At 42.0% G+C, this 20,173-nt stretch carries 18 protein-coding genes and 1 pseudogene; 4 read left to right on the top strand and 15 right to left on the bottom strand.

The window, feature by feature from the left end; genetic code table 11:
• A pseudogene (locus tag CXF72_RS10360) lies at positions 1–279 on the top strand (RNA-guided endonuclease IscB); the annotation flags it as partial.
• Between the two features lie 125 nt (positions 280–404).
• Here the strand turns inward: CXF72_RS10360 and corA are convergent.
• The 6 genes from corA to CXF72_RS10330 all read right to left on the bottom strand — a co-directional run bounded on the left by corA (position 405) and on the right by CXF72_RS10330 (position 5,389).
• Positions 405–1,472 (bottom strand): magnesium/cobalt transporter CorA, encoded by a 1,068-nt coding sequence (gene corA, locus CXF72_RS10355; protein WP_101038881.1) that lies wholly within the window; start codon positions 1,470–1,472, stop codon positions 405–407.
• Positions 1,473–1,617: 145 nt separating this feature from the next.
• On the bottom strand, positions 1,618–2,223 hold the full coding sequence (locus CXF72_RS10350) for a sugar O-acetyltransferase (RefSeq protein WP_232784946.1): 606 nt from the start codon (positions 2,221–2,223) through the stop codon (positions 1,618–1,620).
• Between the two features lie 69 nt (positions 2,224–2,292).
• A complete protein-coding gene (pncB, locus tag CXF72_RS10345) occupies positions 2,293–3,513 on the bottom strand; it encodes a nicotinate phosphoribosyltransferase (RefSeq protein WP_101038879.1) in 1,221 nt (406 codons plus the stop codon).
• Complete coding sequence (locus CXF72_RS10340; protein WP_101038878.1) at positions 3,513–4,157, bottom strand: isochorismatase family protein; 645 nt, start codon at positions 4,155–4,157, stop codon at positions 3,513–3,515. The genes pncB and CXF72_RS10340 overlap by 1 nt, the downstream gene beginning before the upstream one ends.
• A gap of 289 nt (positions 4,158–4,446) precedes the next feature.
• Complete coding sequence (locus tag CXF72_RS10335) at positions 4,447–4,656, bottom strand: DUF3185 family protein (RefSeq protein WP_232784945.1); 210 nt, start codon at positions 4,654–4,656, stop codon at positions 4,447–4,449.
• 433 nt (positions 4,657–5,089) lie between these two features.
• Positions 5,090–5,389, bottom strand: a complete 300-nt coding sequence (locus CXF72_RS10330) for a hypothetical protein (RefSeq protein WP_101038877.1) — start codon at positions 5,387–5,389, stop codon at positions 5,090–5,092.
• A 1,269-nt stretch (positions 5,390–6,658) separates the two neighbouring features.
• On the opposite strand from CXF72_RS10330, the gene CXF72_RS10320 reads away from it, so the two are divergent.
• A complete protein-coding gene (locus CXF72_RS10320) occupies positions 6,659–8,005 on the top strand; it encodes a class II 3-deoxy-7-phosphoheptulonate synthase (protein ID WP_101038876.1) in 1,347 nt (448 codons plus the stop codon).
• Positions 8,006–8,223: 218 nt separating this feature from the next.
• Positions 8,224–8,379 carry a DUF5363 family protein gene (locus CXF72_RS19335; RefSeq protein WP_157823235.1) on the top strand — a complete coding sequence of 52 codons (156 nt, stop codon included), beginning with the start codon at positions 8,224–8,226 and terminating at the stop codon, positions 8,377–8,379.
• Between the two features lie 738 nt (positions 8,380–9,117).
• Here the strand turns inward: CXF72_RS19335 and CXF72_RS10315 are convergent.
• Both CXF72_RS10315 and CXF72_RS10310 read right to left on the bottom strand, forming a co-directional pair.
• A complete protein-coding gene (locus CXF72_RS10315; protein ID WP_101038875.1) occupies positions 9,118–9,600 on the bottom strand; it encodes a GNAT family N-acetyltransferase in 483 nt (160 codons plus the stop codon).
• Between the two features lie 68 nt (positions 9,601–9,668).
• On the bottom strand, positions 9,669–10,067 hold the full coding sequence (locus tag CXF72_RS10310) for an ACT domain-containing protein (RefSeq protein WP_101038874.1): 399 nt from the start codon (positions 10,065–10,067) through the stop codon (positions 9,669–9,671).
• Between the two features lie 689 nt (positions 10,068–10,756).
• Here CXF72_RS10310 and CXF72_RS10305 point away from each other — a divergent pair.
• On the top strand, positions 10,757–12,838 hold the full coding sequence (locus CXF72_RS10305; RefSeq protein ID WP_101038873.1) for a putative bifunctional diguanylate cyclase/phosphodiesterase: 2,082 nt from the start codon (positions 10,757–10,759) through the stop codon (positions 12,836–12,838).
• A gap of 130 nt (positions 12,839–12,968) precedes the next feature.
• Here the strand turns inward: CXF72_RS10305 and CXF72_RS10300 are convergent, their stop codons facing one another.
• The 7 genes from CXF72_RS10300 to CXF72_RS10270 form a co-directional block, all read right to left on the bottom strand.
• The gene (locus CXF72_RS10300; RefSeq protein ID WP_101038872.1) at positions 12,969–13,847 is read right to left on the bottom strand and encodes a DMT family transporter; all 879 of its coding nucleotides are present in this window, start codon (positions 13,845–13,847) and stop codon (positions 12,969–12,971) included.
• A gap of 780 nt (positions 13,848–14,627) precedes the next feature.
• The gene (locus CXF72_RS10295) at positions 14,628–14,849 is read right to left on the bottom strand and encodes a DUF3565 domain-containing protein (RefSeq protein ID WP_101038883.1); all 222 of its coding nucleotides are present in this window, start codon (positions 14,847–14,849) and stop codon (positions 14,628–14,630) included.
• 110 nt (positions 14,850–14,959) lie between these two features.
• Entirely contained in the window at positions 14,960–15,304 is a 345-nt protein-coding gene (locus tag CXF72_RS10290) for a Fis family transcriptional regulator (RefSeq protein ID WP_101038871.1), read from the bottom strand.
• 128 nt (positions 15,305–15,432) lie between these two features.
• Positions 15,433–15,672 carry a CDGSH iron-sulfur domain-containing protein gene (locus CXF72_RS10285; RefSeq protein ID WP_101038870.1) on the bottom strand — a complete coding sequence of 80 codons (240 nt, stop codon included), beginning with the start codon at positions 15,670–15,672 and terminating at the stop codon, positions 15,433–15,435.
• 246 nt (positions 15,673–15,918) lie between these two features.
• Positions 15,919–17,184: an NRAMP family divalent metal transporter gene (locus CXF72_RS10280; RefSeq protein ID WP_101038869.1), complete on the bottom strand. Its 1,266-nt coding sequence runs from the start codon at positions 17,182–17,184 to the stop codon at positions 15,919–15,921.
• A gap of 341 nt (positions 17,185–17,525) precedes the next feature.
• A complete protein-coding gene (locus CXF72_RS10275; protein WP_157823234.1) occupies positions 17,526–19,307 on the bottom strand; it encodes an LGFP repeat-containing protein in 1,782 nt (593 codons plus the stop codon).
• A 614-nt stretch (positions 19,308–19,921) separates the two neighbouring features.
• The coding region (locus CXF72_RS10270; protein WP_232784944.1) for a hypothetical protein at positions 19,922–20,173 on the bottom strand (252 nt) is incomplete at its 5' end.

The following is a 20,173-nucleotide window of genomic DNA, read 5'->3' as shown; positions in this document are numbered from 1 at the left end:
GCCTCCGGTGATTACCAGCAAACTAAGGGTGTTCGCAGTGAAAAAAGGATACCGACAGGAAAGTTGTTTGGCCTTAAAAAGCATGATTTTATCCAAACGCCACAAGGTACAGGTTTTGTTAAAGGTAAACGCAGTACTGGGTATTTTGCTTTAGAAAATATACTGGGCGAGAAAATACATGCAAGTGCAAATATTAAAAAAAACACAGTGCGGCTAACATCTCGCACCACGACATTAACTCAACAAATGGAGAGTGCAAGCAATTCCTCCTCCCGCTAAAGCAGGAGGTATCCTTGCCCAAAAACTGATGAAGAAGACGGCGCCTAGAGAAATAATATTGTCCCTATTATGATCAAAGGTAACTGGACAGCTTAACTGACTTTTTGTCGATTTAACGCGCTCACTTATAACCATTTTTTTCTTCTGAAATAGATAAGCAGTATGATTGGCAGAATAATAAAAACAGCCCAAAGGGCTGGATATGCCCATCTCCACTTTAACTCGGGCATATATTCAAAGTTCATTCCGTAAATGCCCGCAATAAAAGTTAACGGAATGAATATTGACGCAAACACCGTCAGAAATTTCATTGTTTCATTCATTTTATTGCTGACACTGGATATGTAAATATCTAATAAGCCGGTTAATATCTCTCGGTATGATTCAATTGATTCTGATACACGTATTGCATGATCAGATACATCCCTTAAATATATATGGGTTTTTTCATCAATCAATATTGATTCACTGCGCAGCATTGCGGAAATTAATTCTCTTACTGGAGAGACATGTTTTCTGATGCTGATTATTTCTCTTTTGAGCTTTTGAATGGTATTAAGTGTATTTTTTACAGGCTCTGCGGTTAATAAAATATCTTCCAAGGACGTGATGGCTTCATCTAATGAATCGATAAGAATAAAATTCTGGTCAACAATAGTATCGAGAATGCTGTAGGTCAGATAATCTGCCCGCAAATTTCTTAATCGACCGCTGCTGGAGCGAATGCGCTGCATAATAGGATGGAAAAGATCATCTTTTTTTTCCTTAAATGCGAAAACAAAATTATTCAACACTAACAGGCTGATCTGCTCATAGGTAACCGAGAACTGATCATTTTCAGGTAATAAAGATTTGAGTACAATGAAAAGATGGTCATCATACTCCTCGAATTTAGGCCTTTGATGCGTATTTAAAATATCTTCGAGCACCAGCTGATGGATGTCAAACATGGTGCCGATCTGCTCTACAATATCAACATTTGTTAACCCTTCGATAATCACCCAGGTGACTGACTCACTCTCCTTGTATTTTAAAATTTCATCCAGTGATTGAATTTTATGCTCTTTAACGTTTTCTGAGCAATAGTCAATCACGGTCATTTGAGTGACCGTTTCCCTGACATCACCAATATGAATCAGTGAGCCGGGCGGTAAACCTGATTTGTCCGAGAGAGCAGTTAAAGGTTCAATCATTTATTCCCTTCCAAAGTAGCAATTAGCAGCAACATGTTAGTAAAAACCATTAAGTGTCTTTATTATGAGCATATTAGCTAACCCTTGATTAAGCGATTAATAGAGGCTAATAACCTGCCTTTTCACAACCCTGTCAGGCAGGTTCTTATTCATCATCAAACCTCAGATTTTTATAATAATACTCTTTGTCCCGGTCATTAATTTCGCGCAGGATGCGGCACGGATTACCAACGGCTATCACGTTTGCAGGCACGTTTTTTGTCACTATACTGCCCGCTCCAATGACACTGTTCTCTCCAATAGTCACACCCGGTAAAATGGCACTGTTTGCACCTATCCAGACATTATTACCAATGTAGACTGGAATATTAAACTGCGCGGCTTTTTTCCGTCGTTCAGGGGTAATGGGGTGACCCGCGGTTGCAATGGTGACATTAGGGCCAATCATTACATAATTACCAATGTATATATGGGTATCATCGACTAAGGTCAGATTAAAGTTTGCATAAACGTTGTCACCTAAATGAGTATGCTTGCCCCAGTTAGCATGGAGTGGTGGCTCGATATAACAATTATCGCCTATTTCAGCAAATAACTTACTAAGAATAATTTCTCTCTTTTTTACTTCAGCAGGCCGGGTAAGATTAAAGTCATAAAGTATTTCCAAACATTGCATCTGCTCCGAAACGAGCGTTTTATCATCACAAAAATACACTTTTTGATGATGCATTTTATCCTTGGCTCCCATCATAGCTCCTTTAAGAATTGGCTTCATTCCTGACAAAATCAGGGAGGCGAAAATAGAAAATCAGCAAGCACCCTATTGAGAAATTTTCACCAGACTCGGATCGATTCCATACTGACTGGCCAAATATTGTAAATAACCGAGATCTTCACACATACTTTTGCTCGGTTCATCGGATATTTTTGCTATCGGCCTGCCATTAGCAGTGACCATTTTAATCACAATATTCAGCGGCTCATTACCCACATCATTCATCAGGTTCGTGCCGATACCAAAGGAGATTTTTGCGCGCCCCCTGAACCGTTTCCAAATTTCCAGCATGCTCGGAAAATTTAATCCGTCGCTAAAGACCAGGGTTTTAGTGAGCGGGTCAATGCCCATCTGCTGATACATCAAAATCGCTTTTTCAGCCCACACAAACGGACAACCACTGTCGTGGCGCAGACCATCGTAAAGCTTACCAAAATAGGGATCGGAAAAATCTCGAATAAAAGAATCCATTGAATAACAGTCGGTCAGCGCAATGCCCAATCGACCGCGATATTCCTGCACCCAACCTTCAAGCGCCGCTTTCTGGGCATCCGCCAGCCTTGTTACCGCCTGCCAGCTTTGAAACCATTCATGGGCCATGGTACCGATCGGAGGCAAGCCTAAGGTGCGTGCAAAATGCAGGCTGCTGGTGCCGGAAAAACATTCCGGTAGCTGCTCTTTAAGGGTGACCAGTACTTCTTCCTGCCAGGCTTTACTGGCACGCCGCCGAGTGCCGAAATCGGCAAAACTAAAGCCGGATAGATCATTCTCAGCTTGAAGAATAGCAATCTTTTCAGCCAGGTTTTCCCGTGCTACGTTCAGATCAATACCACCACAATTAACAAAGGTATGCAGTTCACTGATAATTGCCAGAGTATAAATCTCCAGCAGAGAAACATGCAGCAAGGGCCCGCTAAAGCGCAGGTTAATATCTTCACCTTTCGCCTCGATATGGACAAAGCGCATGTCGAGTCGAAAGATACGCAGAAATTCAATAAAATCCGGTTTTATAAAAGAAAAACCAGCCAGATAGTCGAGTTCTGCATCGCTGAAAGAGAGTGTGCAGAGATGCTCAAGCTGACGAAAAATTTCCGGGATCAACGGGGTCAGATCAAGACCGTTGCGGTTACGGCAGGCAAACTTCCACTCGATATCAACAAGGCGGAACTCCGGCGCATGATAATAAGCCTGCAGCATAGTGATTTTGTAGAGATCCGTATCCATCAGCGACTCGATCAGCCAGTAATCCAGCTTTTTTATACTCATTATAACTCCATTTTGCCACTGTTTTGGATCAGCTCAGCCCCAGCAGCAGACATTGCCGCGCAGGCAGTTTTAGTAGTATCACTGGCAACTCCCCGGCAAGCGCCAAGATTAACGATCACTTTAAATCCGGCCCGACAAAGTTGCAGCACAGTGGTTTTGACACAATAATCGGTTGCCAGTCCCCCGACAATAACCACTTTTATCTGCCGTTGATGCAACCATTCAATCGCGCCGGTACTTTCACTTTCACCAAGATCCTGATAGCAAGCACCATAGGGGTGTTTAAGTGGATCCGTGCCCTTTGTGATCAGCAGATCATAGTCCGCCTCGTCCGGCAGTCCGGGAATAAGCTGATTCCCTTCGGTGCCGACCACGCAGTGCGCCGGCCACTTGATATCCAAATTAGGATAATCTCCGGCAACAGGTTTCATTATTTCGTCGGTCGAGTCAGCAATCCAGGGCGCTTCGGCGGGGTGACAATCCTTACTGACCAGACGATAAGCGGCGAACTGTGCCTGAGCATTTAACTGATCGCTAATCTGCTCCCCCTCTCTGATAGGGAGTTCGTTGGGACATAAGGGTGTGAAACCGCGCTGCGGATCGACATCAAAGCTGGCGGTATTGGATTTATTAACTTTAATCATTGCGGCCTCCTGCCACGGTAAAGCGCTAAAAACAGGACACTCGATACTTGGCTGTGTCTGAGTAAATTTTACCTGTCTATGCTTAACGTATTGTAAATATTGATATTACACCTGTTTTTTATGCCGTTATAACACATTCTAATTTAAAAGATGACAGCGACAACACAGTTAACACAACAGAGCCAAATAATGGCGTTAAATAAAAATTGCCAGCAGGCAAGCCAATTACCAAAAAATTAACCCGCTGCTGACTTTAAAATAGCATTCCCCTTTAAGAAATGCTCTCTGTTTAATTTTTACTAAAAAGAAATATGCCGACAAAAAAACTGACCGCCCCGGTTATATAATAAGTCATGACCTTGTCTGTATCCGCACCCGTAATAGCTTGTGTTATTTCGGATTCGACAGAGCCAGATAATTGATCCCCCCAGACTGCAAGGCCAAGGCCTAAAACGATTAGGACAATACTGATAATTTTCATCGTAGTTTTTGAACCCATATTGAACTCCTGTGGTTGAAAGAGATGAAATGTTTTTAGTCTTCAGACTGTATAAATTATTTGTTTTCAGAAAAATAATTTACAATAAAAAGCTTAATAACAACAACGCCATAGATAATAGTTATTGTAAAACCAAATAAAGACCGCCATAAAGAAAAATCACCAGCGGGCCAAAACTGATTAAGCAGCATTATTCACTTTTATAGCTTTTACGGCGCATAGTATTTTTACTCCATATATAAAAAGTCTATTAGTCTTTTTAAACAGAGCTGGCACGCTTATTTCGATATCACCACGCTGAATCTCTTCCGTGGCAGAGCCTAAGCTAATAATAGGTTAAGTATCATCGATTATTGCTGATTTGAGCGACTGAATATAGGTTAGCTTTGAAAAATCATCCTATCACTACTAACTATCAGCCTATCACTACTAACTAAAGGTTTAATGCAAAACTCAGTAATACCCGTTTACCCGATTCAATTTTGGAGACACTGTGCTCAGACTTATCCGGGCGAAATAAATACACGCGATTAAATAAATTTATAATGCATTTAGAACACTTAAAAACACCACCGGCTTTAGGCTGTATAAGCACAAAATTAAGCTTGTAATAACGCCCCTCCTGCACCGGGTCAATATGGCTCATCACACTGTGGTTGGTAGGATAAGTAACCAGGTTGATAGAAAATACTTTGCTGCTCAAAATTGCTTTATTTGTTACTTTGGCGATCATAGCCACTCCAATGATTTTACTTGGAGCATCGTACCATTAGTGAAATAGCCACGCTTTACTCTCACCAGACCAAGAAGCAATAAGATAGAGGCATAGCAACTTAAAAGCCTGACAGCCTTACAGCCCTGCAGCCTTAAAGCCCTATAGCCCTATAGCCTCACAGCCTCACAGCCTCACAGCCTCACAGCCTCACAGCCTCACAGCCTTACAGCCTTACAACCTTACAGCCTCACAGCCTTACAGCCTCACAGCCTTACAGCCTCACAGCCTTACAGCCTTACAGCCTCACAGCCTTACAGCCTTACAGCCTCACAGCCTCACAGCCTTACAGCCTTACAGCCTTACAGCCTCACAGCCTTACAGCCTTACAGCCTCACAGCCTTACAGCCCTGCAGCCTTACAGCCTTACAGCCTCACAGCCCTGCAGCCCTGCAGCCTTAAAGCCTCACAGCCCTGCAGCCTTAAAGCCTCACAGCCCTGCAGCCTTAAAGCCTCACAGCCCTGCAGCCTTAAAGCCTTAAAGCCTTACAGCCTCACAGCCCTGCAGCCTTAAAGCCTTCTATCGACAGACTTACAATAAGGACAATCACTATTTTTAGCGGGTTTTTAAAATGGAAAAATGAACAGGCACGACAACACTGAATACCGCGATTCAGTGTTGTCGGCAATGATCCTTCGGTAGAGAAAACTTAGCCTGATCTGTTTTACTGACGGTTATTTTTGCGGATTTTCATATTATAAAGTATGCCTATCGCGATAAAATAAAGGTGCGTAAATGAGATAAACAAACTGGCTATAGGTGACTCAACTTGTTCACTGATAGCCTGGGCAAAGGGCTCGAGTATACGGCCGGTACTGAGCAGCAACGGGATGGAAGTGGAATCGCTGACATATCTTTGTCCAGTCAAAAAAATCAAATAGTGCGAAGATAAAAAACAGAATACCGACAACAGCGGTCATCGCATGGGAGGATTGAATTTCTAACAGCATTTTTTAAACCTTAGATAGATGGCGGGAAGCCTTTTTTAGGTTTCCTCTTGAGGAAAACACTTAATCTGAGCTTGGCAGCCAAGATATTAGGCTATGCATTATGCGATTGTATTCTCCGATCCGCAACCCGAACAAGCACTTAAAAAGTGCTTGAAATATGCAAGTTCCTTCTGACAAAAACAATAAATTATTCGCCTTTAATAAAAAAAACTCAATGAGTGCTTTTCATGTGCCCGATAATGCCTATTATAGGTTGTTTATCGCTCTTGGAAATCGACTATGACCCAATGGACCCCCTCAAGCTGGAGAAACAAAGCAGTAAAACAACTGCCTTCCTACCCTGATCAAGTAAAACTTCAACAAACCGAGCGCTATTTGGCGAAGCAACCCCCACTGGTCTTTGCCGGTGAAGCACGTGCTTTGCGTGAAGATTTGGCAAAAGTATCCAGAGGTGAAGCATTTTTACTGCAGGGGGGCGATTGTGCAGAGAGTTTTGACGAGTTTCAAACCAGTCATATTCGCGATACTTTTAAAGCCTTAATGCAGATGGCAGTAGTATTAACCTTTGGCGGGCAGAAGCCGGTGGTTAAAATTGGCCGTATTGCCGGACAATTTGCTAAACCGCGTAGCACCGACATGGAAACCATCAACGGTGTAAACTTACCTTCCTACCGCGGTGATATTATTAACGGCATCGATTTTAATGAAAAAAGTCGCCTGCCGGATCCACAACGTATGGTAACCGCTTACAACCAATCGACTTCTACCCTTAACTTACTGCGTGCTTTTGCTCAAGGGGGACTCGCCGATTTAAATCAAGTTCATCAATGGAACTTAGACTTCGTTAAGAAAAGTCCACTGGGGAAGCGTTATGAAACCTTAGCCAGTAGTATTGAAGACTCGCTTGCTTTTATGAATGCTTGCGGGATTAATCCCGCTACGGCGCCACAGCTGCGCGAAACCACTTTATATACTTCACACGAAGCACTGTTACTGCCCTACGAGCAGGCGTTAACCCGTTGCGATAGTCTTACGGGTAAATGGTATGACTGTTCGGCGCACATGCTGTGGATTGGTGATCGCACTCGGCAAATCGACCATGCACATATAGAATTCTTACGCGGGGTCGAAAACCCCATTGGCATAAAAGTAGGTCCAAGTACTGTTCCTGAAGAACTGCTGCGCATTATCGACATTGTTAATCCGAACAACGAAGCGGGCCGTTTGAATTTAATTGTGCGGATGGGGGCAGATAAAGTAGCAGATCACCTGCCGGCACTTATTTGCGCCATCGAGCGCGAGGGTAAAAACGTAGTCTGGAGCTCAGACCCGATGCACGGCAATACTATTAAAGCGCCAAACGGCTACAAAACGCGTCGCGTGGACGATATATTACGTGAAGTGCAGCAATTCTTTCAAATTCATAAAGCGGAAGGATCTTACGCAGGCGGGGTTCACTTTGAAATGACCGGCCGTAACGTCACCGAATGTGTGGGCGGCGCTTTCCAAATTACGGAGCACGACCTGGCACAGCGTTACCATACCTACTGTGATCCACGTTTGAATGCCGATCAGGCACTAGAATTAGCCTTTTTGATTGCAGAGCACATTAAAGCCGCGAGATAATGCTTAGTGTTTCAATAAACCGTTCGAGGACGGTTTATTGAGCACAAGTCGTCTCTTGGCAGAGTGAACTCATGGCCGTCGCCGTTGAGTAATACTTGTCCAGTTTGGTTTTTTGCCAAAAGTTGACTAACAGGTCGGTTGGTGGGAATTTAAAGCCGTAGCATCACAATAAATAGCGATGCTAAGCGCTAACACTTATTACTGAAGAGGATAAAAAAATGGCATTTATTAAAAAATGGTGGAAAAAATATTGCGCTATGCTTGATGACTTAGGTTTAACGCCAGAAAATAATCGCAGCTGTGTTCCGCTGGATGAACGGGCACAAAAAGCCCTCAAAGAAGATAAAAAAGCACAAGAGCAGTCCCCCCTTTAGGCGCCCGGTGAAACTGTATTATTTAAGCTAAATTCAGGTTACGTGCTTATTATATGAACATAAGAGAAATAACAAAATCAATAAGCAGAAAAAGGTTTGCTTGTCGTTTTTAAGGTCAATAGATGATGACCACGTCACGCTCATTGCCTTTCATCTCTTATCTAAAGGAGTATTTCGGTAGTTCTGATAAAAACAATAAAAAGTAAAAATATTTTTTAAAATAAAGCACTTTTAAACTACCGCTTATTTTTATTTGATGTATGCTCAAAGTGTTAGCTAACGCCCGCTAATAATGACACTTTAAAGTGTCATTAAAACAGTTCCAGTCAACCTATCTAACAATAATAAAGGATAAAATCGTGGCTAAAGGACAAGATTCACAAAAATCAGAAAAGAAAAAATCTGAAAAAACACTGAAAGAAAAACGCAATGAAAAACGGGATAAAAAAGAAAATAAAGATAAGATTTAACCCTCAGTAAATACGTTTTTTTAAATAAATAAGGCTAATAAGTGATTCACTTCTTAGCCTTAATTTTACCGTATCAAACAGTTATCATTAATTTTAGAATTCAGCCCCGCTAAGTGTTTTTTAAACTTTGCAGCGGAGAAACCGATAGTTTTAGCCCCCCCTTTTTTTATACAAACGGAACAATGATATATCCAGTAATAACGGCGATCATGATCCGCATACTAAAGGCACTTCTCATATTAAAAAGGGCTTCTTCTACAACACTGCCTTATAGCTCTTTTAGCATCCAAACGTCACAACCGTTGTGAATGGTTCCCGGTAATGGGTTATCCAGAAACTGAAACCCTAACTTTTTATATAAAGCGACAGCCGATTTCATGCTGCTCAGGGTATCCAAATAACAGTGCTTATAACCTTTACTTTTGGCATATTCGAGGCAATCTTCCGTCAGTTTTTTGCCAATACCTAACCCTCTGCTTTCCGGTAACAGAAATAACTTTCGTAACTCACAAATTTCATCACTGTTATTAAAAGAAGCAATGCCACTCCCCCCTACAAGACAGCCTTCGATAGTTGCGACAAGATAGCGACTGGCAGTTTCATTCTTGTAGTGCTCACTCATGGCATTAACTTCGGCATCCGAAGGACCAAAGCCTTCGCCAATTGCACCGTATTCCCCGCCGACCCTTGTAATGATATCGCACACTTTAATATCGTGCTGCGATTTAATTTCCTGAATTATATAATTCACTGAAGATCTCCAGAGCTGTGCAGATAAGACCGTGACAGCCTTGATAATGCGTGCGATTATTTGACTTGTTAGCTGCCAAACTCATTTAAAGCCGCTATCGCCATGTCGGCTTTTTCAGCTTGTACAAAGAAATGATCGTGATAGTAAGCAGCTATCACATTAGCGCTGATCCCTTTTTCTGTCAGCTTACTTGAAACTGCAACCGTTAAACCAACGGCTTCAAGACTGGAATGAACCGCTAATGTGATACATTTAAAGACGCTCTCATATTTCAGATTCGCTTTTTGTGCATTATCTTTGCTTACCAAAAGTGTTAAACCTTCGAATTCAAGATATGACGCTAAGGGTGAAATCTCAGCATAATCTCCATATTGCGCTCCCTCAATAGTACAAAAAACATATTCTTGGTCCAGCAGTACTGGCTTCATTGAAGCCAATAATTTAATTAAGTTTGTCTCACCTGCCACAATAACCTCCTTGATAGGTTAGCAGACCGTAGAATTTTTCATTTCAGCCTGCCTGTTTAAAAAATAGGGTAGTTTATATTTACTTGGTATTCAATGAGTTTTTCTGCTATTAATAGAGCATTGATTAACCATTTATCCTGCTTTTTTATGTAAATAAAGCGCTAAGAACAGCCACAACAATCACTAAACTTCTTGTTTTATTGACGCTTTTAGTAACTAGCTTATATTCGATCAGACAGTCCACTATAAGTGAACCGAGAGACTCGCTTACTTATTGATTTTATCAAACATAACATTGATTCTATTGCTAGCGAATTACGCTGCGAAGGTAAAAGGACGCGAATTTTTTGCTGTACTTATTAATCTTTGCAGGGCAATAGACCCATGATCACTTACCTTATTTTGGCTATGTTATTCAAGGAGTTATATCAGTATCAAAGATTCGAATGGCGTATTAAAAGAAACTGCAACGACTTGATAAATGAGGAAAAATGAAGGATCCCCCTTGTTAAAGCTTGGTAACCTTGACTCTATCTGATTGATTTTAATCTCATTTTAAATTATTAGCAGCAGAATTCATCAGTAATCAGCCCCTTCACAAAACATTCAATTTAGAGGCGCTGAGGCGAGTATGATCCAGACACAACCTACGGTAGAAATTGTCGATAAAAAAGGGAAGTTACTTAAAAATGACGAAAAAAAAGAAACTTTCTAACGAACTAATCATCGCCAATCTTGCCGGCGAACGGATCATTGCGGCTGCCGAGCTTGCGATCGCCAATAAAGAACTCCGCTTTCAAAATAACGAGAAAGAGAAACGGGCTGCTGAACTTGCCATTGCCAATAAAGAACTCCGCTTTCAAAATAACGAGAAAGAGAAACGGGCTGCTGAACTTGCCATCGCCAATAAAGAACTCCGCTTTCAAAATAACGAGAAAGAGAAACGGGCTGCCGAGCTTGCCATCGCCAATAAAGAACTCCGCTTTCAAAATAACGAGAAAGAGAAACGGGCTGCTGAACTTGCCATCGCCAATAAAGAACTCCGCTTTCAAAATAACGAGAAAGAGAAACGGGCTGCTGAACTTGCCGTCGCTAATACAGAGCTTAGCATCGCAGCCACCGTTTTCGACTCCCAAGTCGGCATGATGGTGACCGATGCACAGCATGTCATTCTTCGGGTAAACCGTGCCTTTACTGAAATCACAGGTTATAGCGCGGAAGATGTCGTTGGCCAAACAGCTCATCTGCTAAGCTCAGGCATGCAAAGTAAAGTGCTCTACACCACCATGTGGGATATCATCAACAGTACAGGATTATGGAAGGGTGAAATCCAGGCACAGCGTAAAAACAATGAAGTCTATCCGCAATACCTGCACATTACGGCCGTTAAAAATGCGCAGGGAATGGTCACCAACTACGTAAAAACACTCACTGATATCACCTCGAGTAAAGCGGTATCAAATGAAATTGAGAGGCTTGCTTTCTATGACCCACTCACGCAGTTACCTAACCGCCGTCTTTTTTTTGACCGGCTCAACCAAGCTTTAGCTGTTAGCGCCCATAGTGGTCAGCAAGGCGCACTTCTGTTTCTCGACTTAGATCACTTCAAAAACCTGAATGATACACAGGGACACGATATTGGTGATTTACTGTTGCAACAGGTTGCAGAACGCCTAACAGCATGTCTACGAGAAGGGGATACTGTAGCCCGTTTTGGCGGGGATGAGTTTGTGGTGCTATTGGAAAGCCTGAGTAAAGATGTCCTTGAAGCCGCAGATCAAACTAAAAATATAGCAACAAAAATCAGTCTCTCACTCAACCAACCTTATCAACTTAGCGCAATCCTTTACCATAACACCACCAGCATAGGCGCTTCATTGTTCACTGGGCATCAACTGACAACAGAGAAATTGTTAAAACAGACCGATATCGCCATGTATCAATCCAAGAACCAGGGCGGTAATAGCCTGTGCTTTTTTGACCAAATGATGCACAAGGCTATCATTGCCCGTGTTGATCTTCAAAATGAGCTACGGCAAGCCATTGAACAACAGCAATTTCAATTATACTATCAAATACAAGTGGACCACTGCGGTCAATCTTCAAGTGCAGAAGTCTTAATTAGTTGGCAGCATCCGGAACGTGGCAGAATTTCCCCACAGCACTTTATTCCGTTGGCAGAAGACATAGGGTTGATACTGCCGATTGGGCAATGGGTGCTCGAGACGGTTTGTGCGCAGCTCAAGACATGGCAGAAAAACCCTCTGACCAAGGACATAGTGCTTGCAGTCAATGTGAGTGCCAAGCAATTACATCAAGTTGACTTTGTGGAGCAAGTGCTGGCCACTCTGCAACGCCATGGCACTAACCCGGCGCGACTTAAACTAGAGCTAACAGAAAGCATACTGCTTGATAACATCAGTGACATCATTGCCAAAATGAAGGCGCTCAACAAAATAGGCATTCGTTTCTCATTAGATGACTTTGGTACCGGCTATTCATCTTTGCAATATCTGAAAATGCTGCCGCTAGATGAATTAAAAATAGACCAGTCATTTGTACGTAACATTGTCACCGACAGCAGTGACAGAGCGATAGTGCGCACCATTATTACTATGGCATCCAGCCTGAATATGAACGTTATCGCAGAGGGTGTCGAGACCGCTGAGCAGCGTCTATTTCTGCTCAACAAAGGCTGCTTGCGTTATCAAGGTTATTTATTTAGCAAACCGGTGCTAATTAAAGAATTTGAGACTATTTTAAAAAGGTAGAACACCTGGCTCTTGCTGGATAAAAAATAAAAGTACTGTGTAGCGATGCTCATTTTGACTCTCGGGTAAAGCTTTACAGCTTGTTGATTAAAAAGCAGACTATGCAAACCCGGTACAAAAGTAAATTATTTTATCGTTTCCAGAAAACGTTAATTAACGCGCCCGTCATGATCAAAGTGCCGCCTATGATCGTCGTACTAGCAGGTATTTCACTAAAATAAGCCCAGCCAATAAAAACTGAAAATAGAACTTGTACGTACGCATAAGCCGTTGCTTTATTAGCATCTGCGCTATGCAGAGCTTTGGTTAAACCTATTTGACCTATTTGCGTAAATATACCCACCAGAATCAATACACCTAATGCCGCTAAGCTGGGTATAACAAAATCACTGCCTAATAAAAAAATCGAAATAGGGAGTGCTATAATCGGAAAATAAAAAACAATCACCGAGCTATCATCGGTTTTGGTGAGCTTCTTAACAATCACATAAGCCACTGCACTGCCAAAAGCGCCTAACATGCCGGCACCAATACTTAACCATGAATATTGCGTTATGCTATCCTGCAGAAAATTAGGCTGAATCATAATAAACAAGCCTAATAAGCTCAATACAATACAGGTAAGCGTTGAGCGCTGTATATTTTCTTTTAAAAATAGCAATGCCAGTATTGCGGTAAACACCGGGTGTAAATACTGCAGGATAGTGGCCTCTGCCAGTGGCAGCGTTGTAATGGCATAATAAACAAGCATTAAGGCAACTGCACCGACTGTGCCGCGAGCGATAAGCCAGGGTTTATTATTACCCCAAACCGAGATCCTTTTACGCTTAACGTCAGCATAACTAATTATCGCTGAAACAATTGCCCGCGCAGCAACAATCTCAAGTACCGGAATACCATAAGCAGTATTCGCTGTTTTTACACAGGCGGCCATCAAGGCAAAGCCAAGCGCAGAGAGCAGCATATACCAGGCACTGATTGGCACTGAATTTTTTAATCTTGCATACATGTAATGATTAACCCGAAATAAAGTTGTTGAAACTCAGCTTAAATATCAATTGATGAGGGATACTTAAGGAGGCTGGAAAATTTCTTATTTTCAGCCTGTCTGTTTAAAAGAAAACTAAGGTAGTTTATATTGAGTTAATATTCAATGGATTACTCTGTCTTGAATAAAGAACCGATTAAATTGACTTATAAATCAGTTTATTGAGGAGGATTATTTAATCTGAGAAGGCTAGTCCCTAACTTAAAGCTAAGCTGTTTTGTATTATATACCCATGTTACTTCAAGATGCTTTGTCAGGCGCAAGATCTTCGATCAGAGCAAGACGCAACATGAGGTAATGGTTATTCCCTTTTCGATGGGTGCAACGCAGCGCTGGTTTTCGACCTTGCGCCCCGTAGGGCAAGGAAAATTGTGCCAATCTGCGTTGTTATAAAATCTCTCTGTAGAATAATTATACCCAAACTACTTGAAGATGCAGATTCAGAGTTTCGCCCGGATACTAGAGCAAGGCGTAACATGATGAGAATGGTTATTCCCTTCTCAAGTGTTACAACGCAGTGTTAGTTTTCGGGCGAATCTCCCGAAGGGCAAGACGATAAACGACGATCTTCGTTGTTAGAAAGCGTCGATTTAGAATAACGAGATCATCAGCCTTCTGCCTAGAATTTCATCAATTATCGTCTTGCTGATTCTGGCACCTTTAAATAATTTGGGTATGTACTTCAATTTTATGCCTAGCATCTCAGCACAATTTTTCTTGCTGACTTTGCATCTTGAAGTATCATGAGTATAAATCAGGCAAAATATCTTTTGCTGCGCCAGAATCACATTTTTTACAATTTAATTCATAGCCTAACATTGAACAACGCCCTCTTTCCGTTGTTACCCAGGGTCTATTGATAAAGGGGGGATTATGCCTGACATGCTGAAAATGAGCGCAGCATAATTCAGCTACCCAATCATTTTCTTGATCCTTATGATATCCGATAATTGCTTGCTTCATTAATCCACACAAGCCCACCAAAGGGCTAAATAATAGTTGGTAAAAAAAACAGCTAAAAAATAAAACTGACTCACTGTTATTAGTCCCGCTTAAATGAATTATCAGGGAAACTACTTTGCGAGCCTGTCCGTCCATTTTCCGCTATTGTTGTTGTCACAATTCTCTTGCGTATCGTATGAAAGATGATCAGTGATATTATTGACCTTGATACCGATTTCAAACAGTTTGTTCTGAATTAGCCGGTTCAATACTGGGTGACTGTTTGTTGCCATAAAGCGGTTGAGGTTATCATTGCTATCAAAAACACAAACTACTTTTAAGCTTTTAGGAAAATGAGCGTAATTAACTACATGCGTTAACCATTCAAATCCGGCAACTTCCTTTAATGCGCTCTCGCATAGTTCGGTTAAAGCTACCCTGATCTGATTATCCAATTTTTTATCCGTTTTACGCATTATTTATCCGTTTTATACCTTTATTATCCATTTTACGCATAGTTCAATAGTAAGCAACGCGCGTTTAATGGGTAAAAAAATAGTTGGCTAAAATTAGCCAACTATTTTTTGTGCTTCTTTATTAAAGGTTATGTGTTTTTATGACTGCCATCGCAAAGGGGCTGTGATGCAGTTTGTTTACAGCCGCAAAAAAATACTTTTTTAGATTCTGTCGCGGTAAATCTTACGGGCGAAAATTCAGAACCTTGATGAGAACCATCACAAAAAGGTTGTTTTTCGCTTTTACCACAAGCACACCAAGTGTATTTTTTACCTTCTTCAACTTCTACTGCAAAAGGCGTATCAGATGCTCGTACTGCTTTAGTCATGATAATTCTCCATCAGTTGATATAAACTAATCGCCCTGCTCAGCGGCGATTAAATTGTTGCTGTTTTTGTTACTCAAAAACAGCGAAGACCGCACTCAAACTGAGTGCGAAAAAGTTGATATTTTAACGGATTACAAATAATCAGCCTGAATATTGTTTTAACTTACAGCTAACTAAGTATATTTTGCTCTTTTTATCAACAAAGCCACTTAATTTGATCAGGCGCCCGTTGTTGCCTTATTCGGCTCACATCAGCCATTTCCACCATATAAACAGCGCCAGGAAACCAAATAAGTAAGTTAAGCCTAACCAGGACAACACTTTCATTTTTTTGGTTAATGCAAGTCCAACAGGTAAGCTACTGCCGTTAACCAGCTTGTAGTTAAGCAAAGCAAAAATGGGGGTAGTCATAAAGGCCAATACCATCGCAAAGTTGAGCATCGCCATCAATGATGAAACAAAGAACAAAATAACCGCCATCGCACAAGCGCTGATCAATAACATCCAACTATTATGGTGGGGTTCATCATCCGCGTTTTGCAGCTGTGCTTTGGCTTCTGCAAGCGCACGCGCATAACCATCAATAACAGTAATAGTACTGCCAAAAATACAACCAAAGGCGATCACTGCAATCAAAATTCGAGACCATTCACCAATAGTACTGGCATACATGCCCACCAGTTGATGTGAAAAAGCAATGCCTGACTTCTCTAAACTGTCGGTCTGACCGTGCAACACCAACGCCCCAAGCGCTAAAAATGCGATAGCTAATAATGCGGTGATAATATAACCCACGTTAAAATCAAATAAAGCAGATTGATTGGTTACTTTAATTTCCTGGCGTTGTCGTTTTAACCATAACGAGGTTAAGCAGGAAATTTCAATCGGCGCCGGCATCCAGCCCATGGTAATCACAATAAATCCGATCGACGCAATAGTCCACGGTGAAGGGGAAATAAAATCAGCGGGTACAGCTTGTACCTGATTCGCAGCAACCACCACTGCAATCAGAGTGGTCACGGTTAATACCCCCATAATGATTTTTGCTAAACCTTCTAAGGCATTAAAGTGGCCGCGTAATAAAATCGCCAAACAGGCAATAATGACAATGGCAGATAACACCGAAAGTGATAAATCAAAGGGTAAAAATATACCTAATAAACTGGCACTAAAGATAGTTAACGCAGCGGTATTAATCACCGCTGACATCGCGGTTAATAAGGTAAATAACCACAAATAACCTTTACCCATTTGCCCATAACCGGCGATTAAACTTTGCCCGGTGCCCATAGTATAAGTAACACCGGCCCTGAAAAATGGATATTTAAGAAAATTAACCAGTAAAATCAGCAGGGCTAACTGCCAACCAAAAATAGCCCCGGCTTTAGTCGACGCCACCAGGTGCGATCCGCCAACGGCAGCCGTTGCCATCATGATCCCGGGACCAAGCGATTGAAAGAGGTGACTGAGTTTACTTTTGCGGGGGGTATCTACTATTGCGCTACTTTCCATGAACCATTCCTAAATAATTTTAATGTGCCATAGAAGAACACAGCGAACAAAACAACGCAATAACCCAGCCCATAAAATGCATATAACTTCATATAACTTAAGTGAAATATAGAAAAAACAGGACGAACATAATTTTAACAGGGTAGAAAACAAGCGATTTAAATACGAATAATAACGTGGGAAATAAACCGCCTCCCCGTTTTAAATATTAACGCTCAGTCGCGGAGATAAACGCTCTGGCTTATCCAACAATAGGATTAAGCTGCGTCTGCGCGCAACTAAATCCTCGGGCATATCAATCAAGCAATGCTGTCCACTGTTGCGCTGCAAATGTTTGGATTTCAGGAAAGCACCCAATCCAGCCAATATTCATACTTACCGTCATGGCCCGTGGATGTCCAATAGGTATCAGGTGAATCGTACATACCGCCACTGAACAGGGCGCCAGGGCCTGACAACTCCAAAATCATATTGCCCGGCTGAAACGGGTCATCATGCCAAGCGCCTGAAATCCAGGCAAACACTTGATCAATAATATACGCCGCTAATTTAGCAGTCACAAACCCAACAGTAGCGCACAGTGGAGCTGCTGTCAGTCCCGCAGTTCCCGCAGCCAGTAGCGCCTTTTCAAGCTTATCCTTCACTATCGGCCTTACTTCTTTCACAAGTTCATCCAATGTTTTAGCATAGTCACCGCTATCAAGGTCGATCAAAACAAAGGTGGCAAGAAAAATTTTTGGCCAATCATTGTTCGGATTAATTGGCGTGGCAACCAAGTCACGTGGACTCGTCCATTCATTATCATCCCAGCCCCCTTCCAGATCAACCAATCCAAATTTACTTATATTTTCGCCCGCGGGGCTAATCTCTATTAAACTCCCACCTATAGCCATCTCACCAGCCCCCCGTTCACTCGCGCTATTTGTTCCTGTCTCGTCAATGCAATGGAGCTTCACACAACGTAACGTCAGGGTTGAAACGTCAGGGTTTGCCAAATAAACACCAGAATGTGAATCGCAACGAATTTCACCACCTTCAAAGCGGTTATATTTACCTTTTCCATCGAAAAGTGTTGCTTCGTCGCTCACGGGATAACCCAAGGAGCTTTGGTCCCATCCGAGCGCTTGCCATTTTGAACGGATAGCGCCATGAACCTCATGCGCACCGGTCTTTGGAGTCCAGTAGATAGAGCCATTCTGAAAATGATTATAAAGACCTACCTTATCGGCCGCTCGCAGCGGATCTGTAACGGGGTAGCCAAGAAAACTTTTTTCCGATCCGAGTTCCTGCCATTTTTCCAGAATGAAGTCGGCAACTTCATGTGCCCCGGACTGAGGTGTCCAGTAAATTGAAGCCCGATCGAAATGGTTATACCGCCCTATCTTATCGGCTGTCGTACTCTCATCCGTTTTTGGTGGGCCCAAATAACTGTCGGGTCCTCCAAGCGCATAATACTTAGACCAAATTGCGCCATGTACCTCACAAGCAGCTTCTCCATTCCAACAGATAGCACCATGTTCATAACGGGCCCACCATCCATGCCACGCCATTTGTTTTCCAAGCAGTCCAGTGTCTCCGCCCAAAGTATTATGTTTTTCCGAAATAACATTGGCGAAAACCCTTGGTTTGCGTTTGATATCAAATTCGAGCTGATTACGCAATTTGAGCATTTCTTTCGACTGTGTCCTTGTAATATTCACTGAAGGCGTTCTTGGCTTTCCGGTTAAGGTATTAGCACGCTCATTGAAAAGGTCATCGCTGCTCAAACCTATATTTTCCGGACGAATCAACGCTTTTGCTTGCTTTTGTATAGACACTTTCGAACTTAAATCAATGCCAGTCAAATAACCCAAGCATCGGTCTTGCGGCTTAGCAGACAGATTTATTTTTGGTAAAGCAAGCGTGTGCGCCGCGGTTTTTTTATCGTCCGATAGACATTGAAATAACGGTTTCAATATCGTTTCGAAAGATCGCTCGGTTGGCATATGAAATGTATTGGGATCAAAATAGTTCAATACCACTTTGTCTAATCCGAGTCTAACCTGATTTGCGATGTCATCAGCTAATTGCTTCAATGTTGCATTTTTTGGAACGACGTCTTGTGATTCACGGATGGTAATCATTGCTTGCCTCCTTTCTCTTTTAATCATCGCTGAATAGATTCCTCAAGCGTATTATCCCCACCAAACCGCCGATATTTTCAGCAACTGGTCAATCTTGCTATTCTTTCAACGGGTATTTGCGGCTGTAAAAGAGCCAAAGCATGGCCGGCGGCATTCAAAATAAAGCCTATGATTACCAATCATAGGCTAAAAAATGAAATTGACAGGGATTTAGAAAAAGAAAGATAAGTCTATCACTTCAACCTTTGAAAACGCTGAACAGTCAAGATTTATGATTAAGTTTAACGGCAGGCTTGAGCCGATAATGAGTGATACATTGGCGATAAAAAACCACCTGATGACGGGTAATCAACAGCAAAAATCCGTAACTTATAACAATTTTATTAATTAGATACAAAGGCTGGGCAGTCAATCTATTTGTCAGGAAAAGTACATTTCCCTGAATTTTATACCCAGTTAAAAAACGTTCTGACAAGTTGCGCTTTTCCGAGTTTCACCGCCGCACTTAGTAGTAGATAAGAGTAGGAGTGAGTAAGCGTTTTCTAAAATGTGAAGTGAAATCGAGCAAACTGTTACAGAGTCCGAGTGCAGCAACTTAATCCTTTGCAGTACCGTTAATCAAGGTAGCCCTTTTTCTTCATCTCTTTTTCACTAAGGTATTCTTTAGAGACTAAAGTAATGCCCAGCGCAATAATGAAAAAAGCACCGATAGTTATGAGTAACTTCCAGAAGAATGCCACTTCCATAATAGAAAACCACATTTGCACCACCGACAGTAAGACCGCGAACACAAAAAGAGCGGTGCAGATTATTGCACCACCTTTCATTTCGCTCTCCCTAAGACCACAACATAGGCTTCTCTTTTC

It is taken from the genome of Psychromonas sp. MB-3u-54 (assembly GCF_002836415.1).
Lineage (GTDB): Bacteria > Pseudomonadota > Gammaproteobacteria > Enterobacterales > Psychromonadaceae > Psychromonas.
This window is presented reverse-complemented; position numbering and strand designations above follow the sequence as displayed.

What these genes read in the sequence shown, in the direction of transcription:
- CXF72_RS10335 (WP_232784945.1), bottom strand. Translation starts at nt 4,656, where the DNA reads ATGGGTTCAAAAACTACGATGAAAATTATCAGTATTGTCCTAATCGTT.
- CXF72_RS10300 (WP_101038872.1), bottom strand. Translation starts at nt 13,847, where the DNA reads ATGTATGCAAGATTAAAAAATTCAGTGCCAATCAGTGCCTGGTATATG.
- CXF72_RS10285 (WP_101038870.1), bottom strand. Translation starts at nt 15,672, where the DNA reads ATGACTAAAGCAGTACGAGCATCTGATACGCCTTTTGCAGTAGAAGTT.
- CXF72_RS10275 (WP_157823234.1), bottom strand. Translation starts at nt 19,307, where the DNA reads ATGATTACCATCCGTGAATCACAAGACGTCGTTCCAAAAAATGCAACA.
- corA (WP_101038881.1), bottom strand. Translation starts at nt 1,472, where the DNA reads ATGATTGAACCTTTAACTGCTCTCTCGGACAAATCAGGTTTACCGCCC.
- pncB (WP_101038879.1), bottom strand. Translation starts at nt 3,513, where the DNA reads ATGAGTATAAAAAAGCTGGATTACTGGCTGATCGAGTCGCTGATGGAT.
- CXF72_RS10340 (WP_101038878.1), bottom strand. Translation starts at nt 4,157, where the DNA reads ATGATTAAAGTTAATAAATCCAATACCGCCAGCTTTGATGTCGATCCG.
- CXF72_RS10350 (WP_232784946.1), bottom strand. Translation starts at nt 2,223, where the DNA reads ATGATGGGAGCCAAGGATAAAATGCATCATCAAAAAGTGTATTTTTGT.
- CXF72_RS10290 (WP_101038871.1), bottom strand. Translation starts at nt 15,304, where the DNA reads ATGCGTAAAACGGATAAAAAATTGGATAATCAGATCAGGGTAGCTTTA.
- CXF72_RS10295 (WP_101038883.1), bottom strand. Translation starts at nt 14,849, where the DNA reads ATGAAGCAAGCAATTATCGGATATCATAAGGATCAAGAAAATGATTGG.
- CXF72_RS10330 (WP_101038877.1), bottom strand. Translation starts at nt 5,389, where the DNA reads ATGATCGCCAAAGTAACAAATAAAGCAATTTTGAGCAGCAAAGTATTT.
- CXF72_RS10280 (WP_101038869.1), bottom strand. Translation starts at nt 17,184, where the DNA reads ATGGAAAGTAGCGCAATAGTAGATACCCCCCGCAAAAGTAAACTCAGT.
- CXF72_RS10320 (WP_101038876.1), top strand. Translation starts at nt 6,659, where the DNA reads ATGACCCAATGGACCCCCTCAAGCTGGAGAAACAAAGCAGTAAAACAA.
- CXF72_RS19335 (WP_157823235.1), top strand. Translation starts at nt 8,224, where the DNA reads ATGGCATTTATTAAAAAATGGTGGAAAAAATATTGCGCTATGCTTGAT.
- CXF72_RS10305 (WP_101038873.1), top strand. Translation starts at nt 10,757, where the DNA reads ATGACGAAAAAAAAGAAACTTTCTAACGAACTAATCATCGCCAATCTT.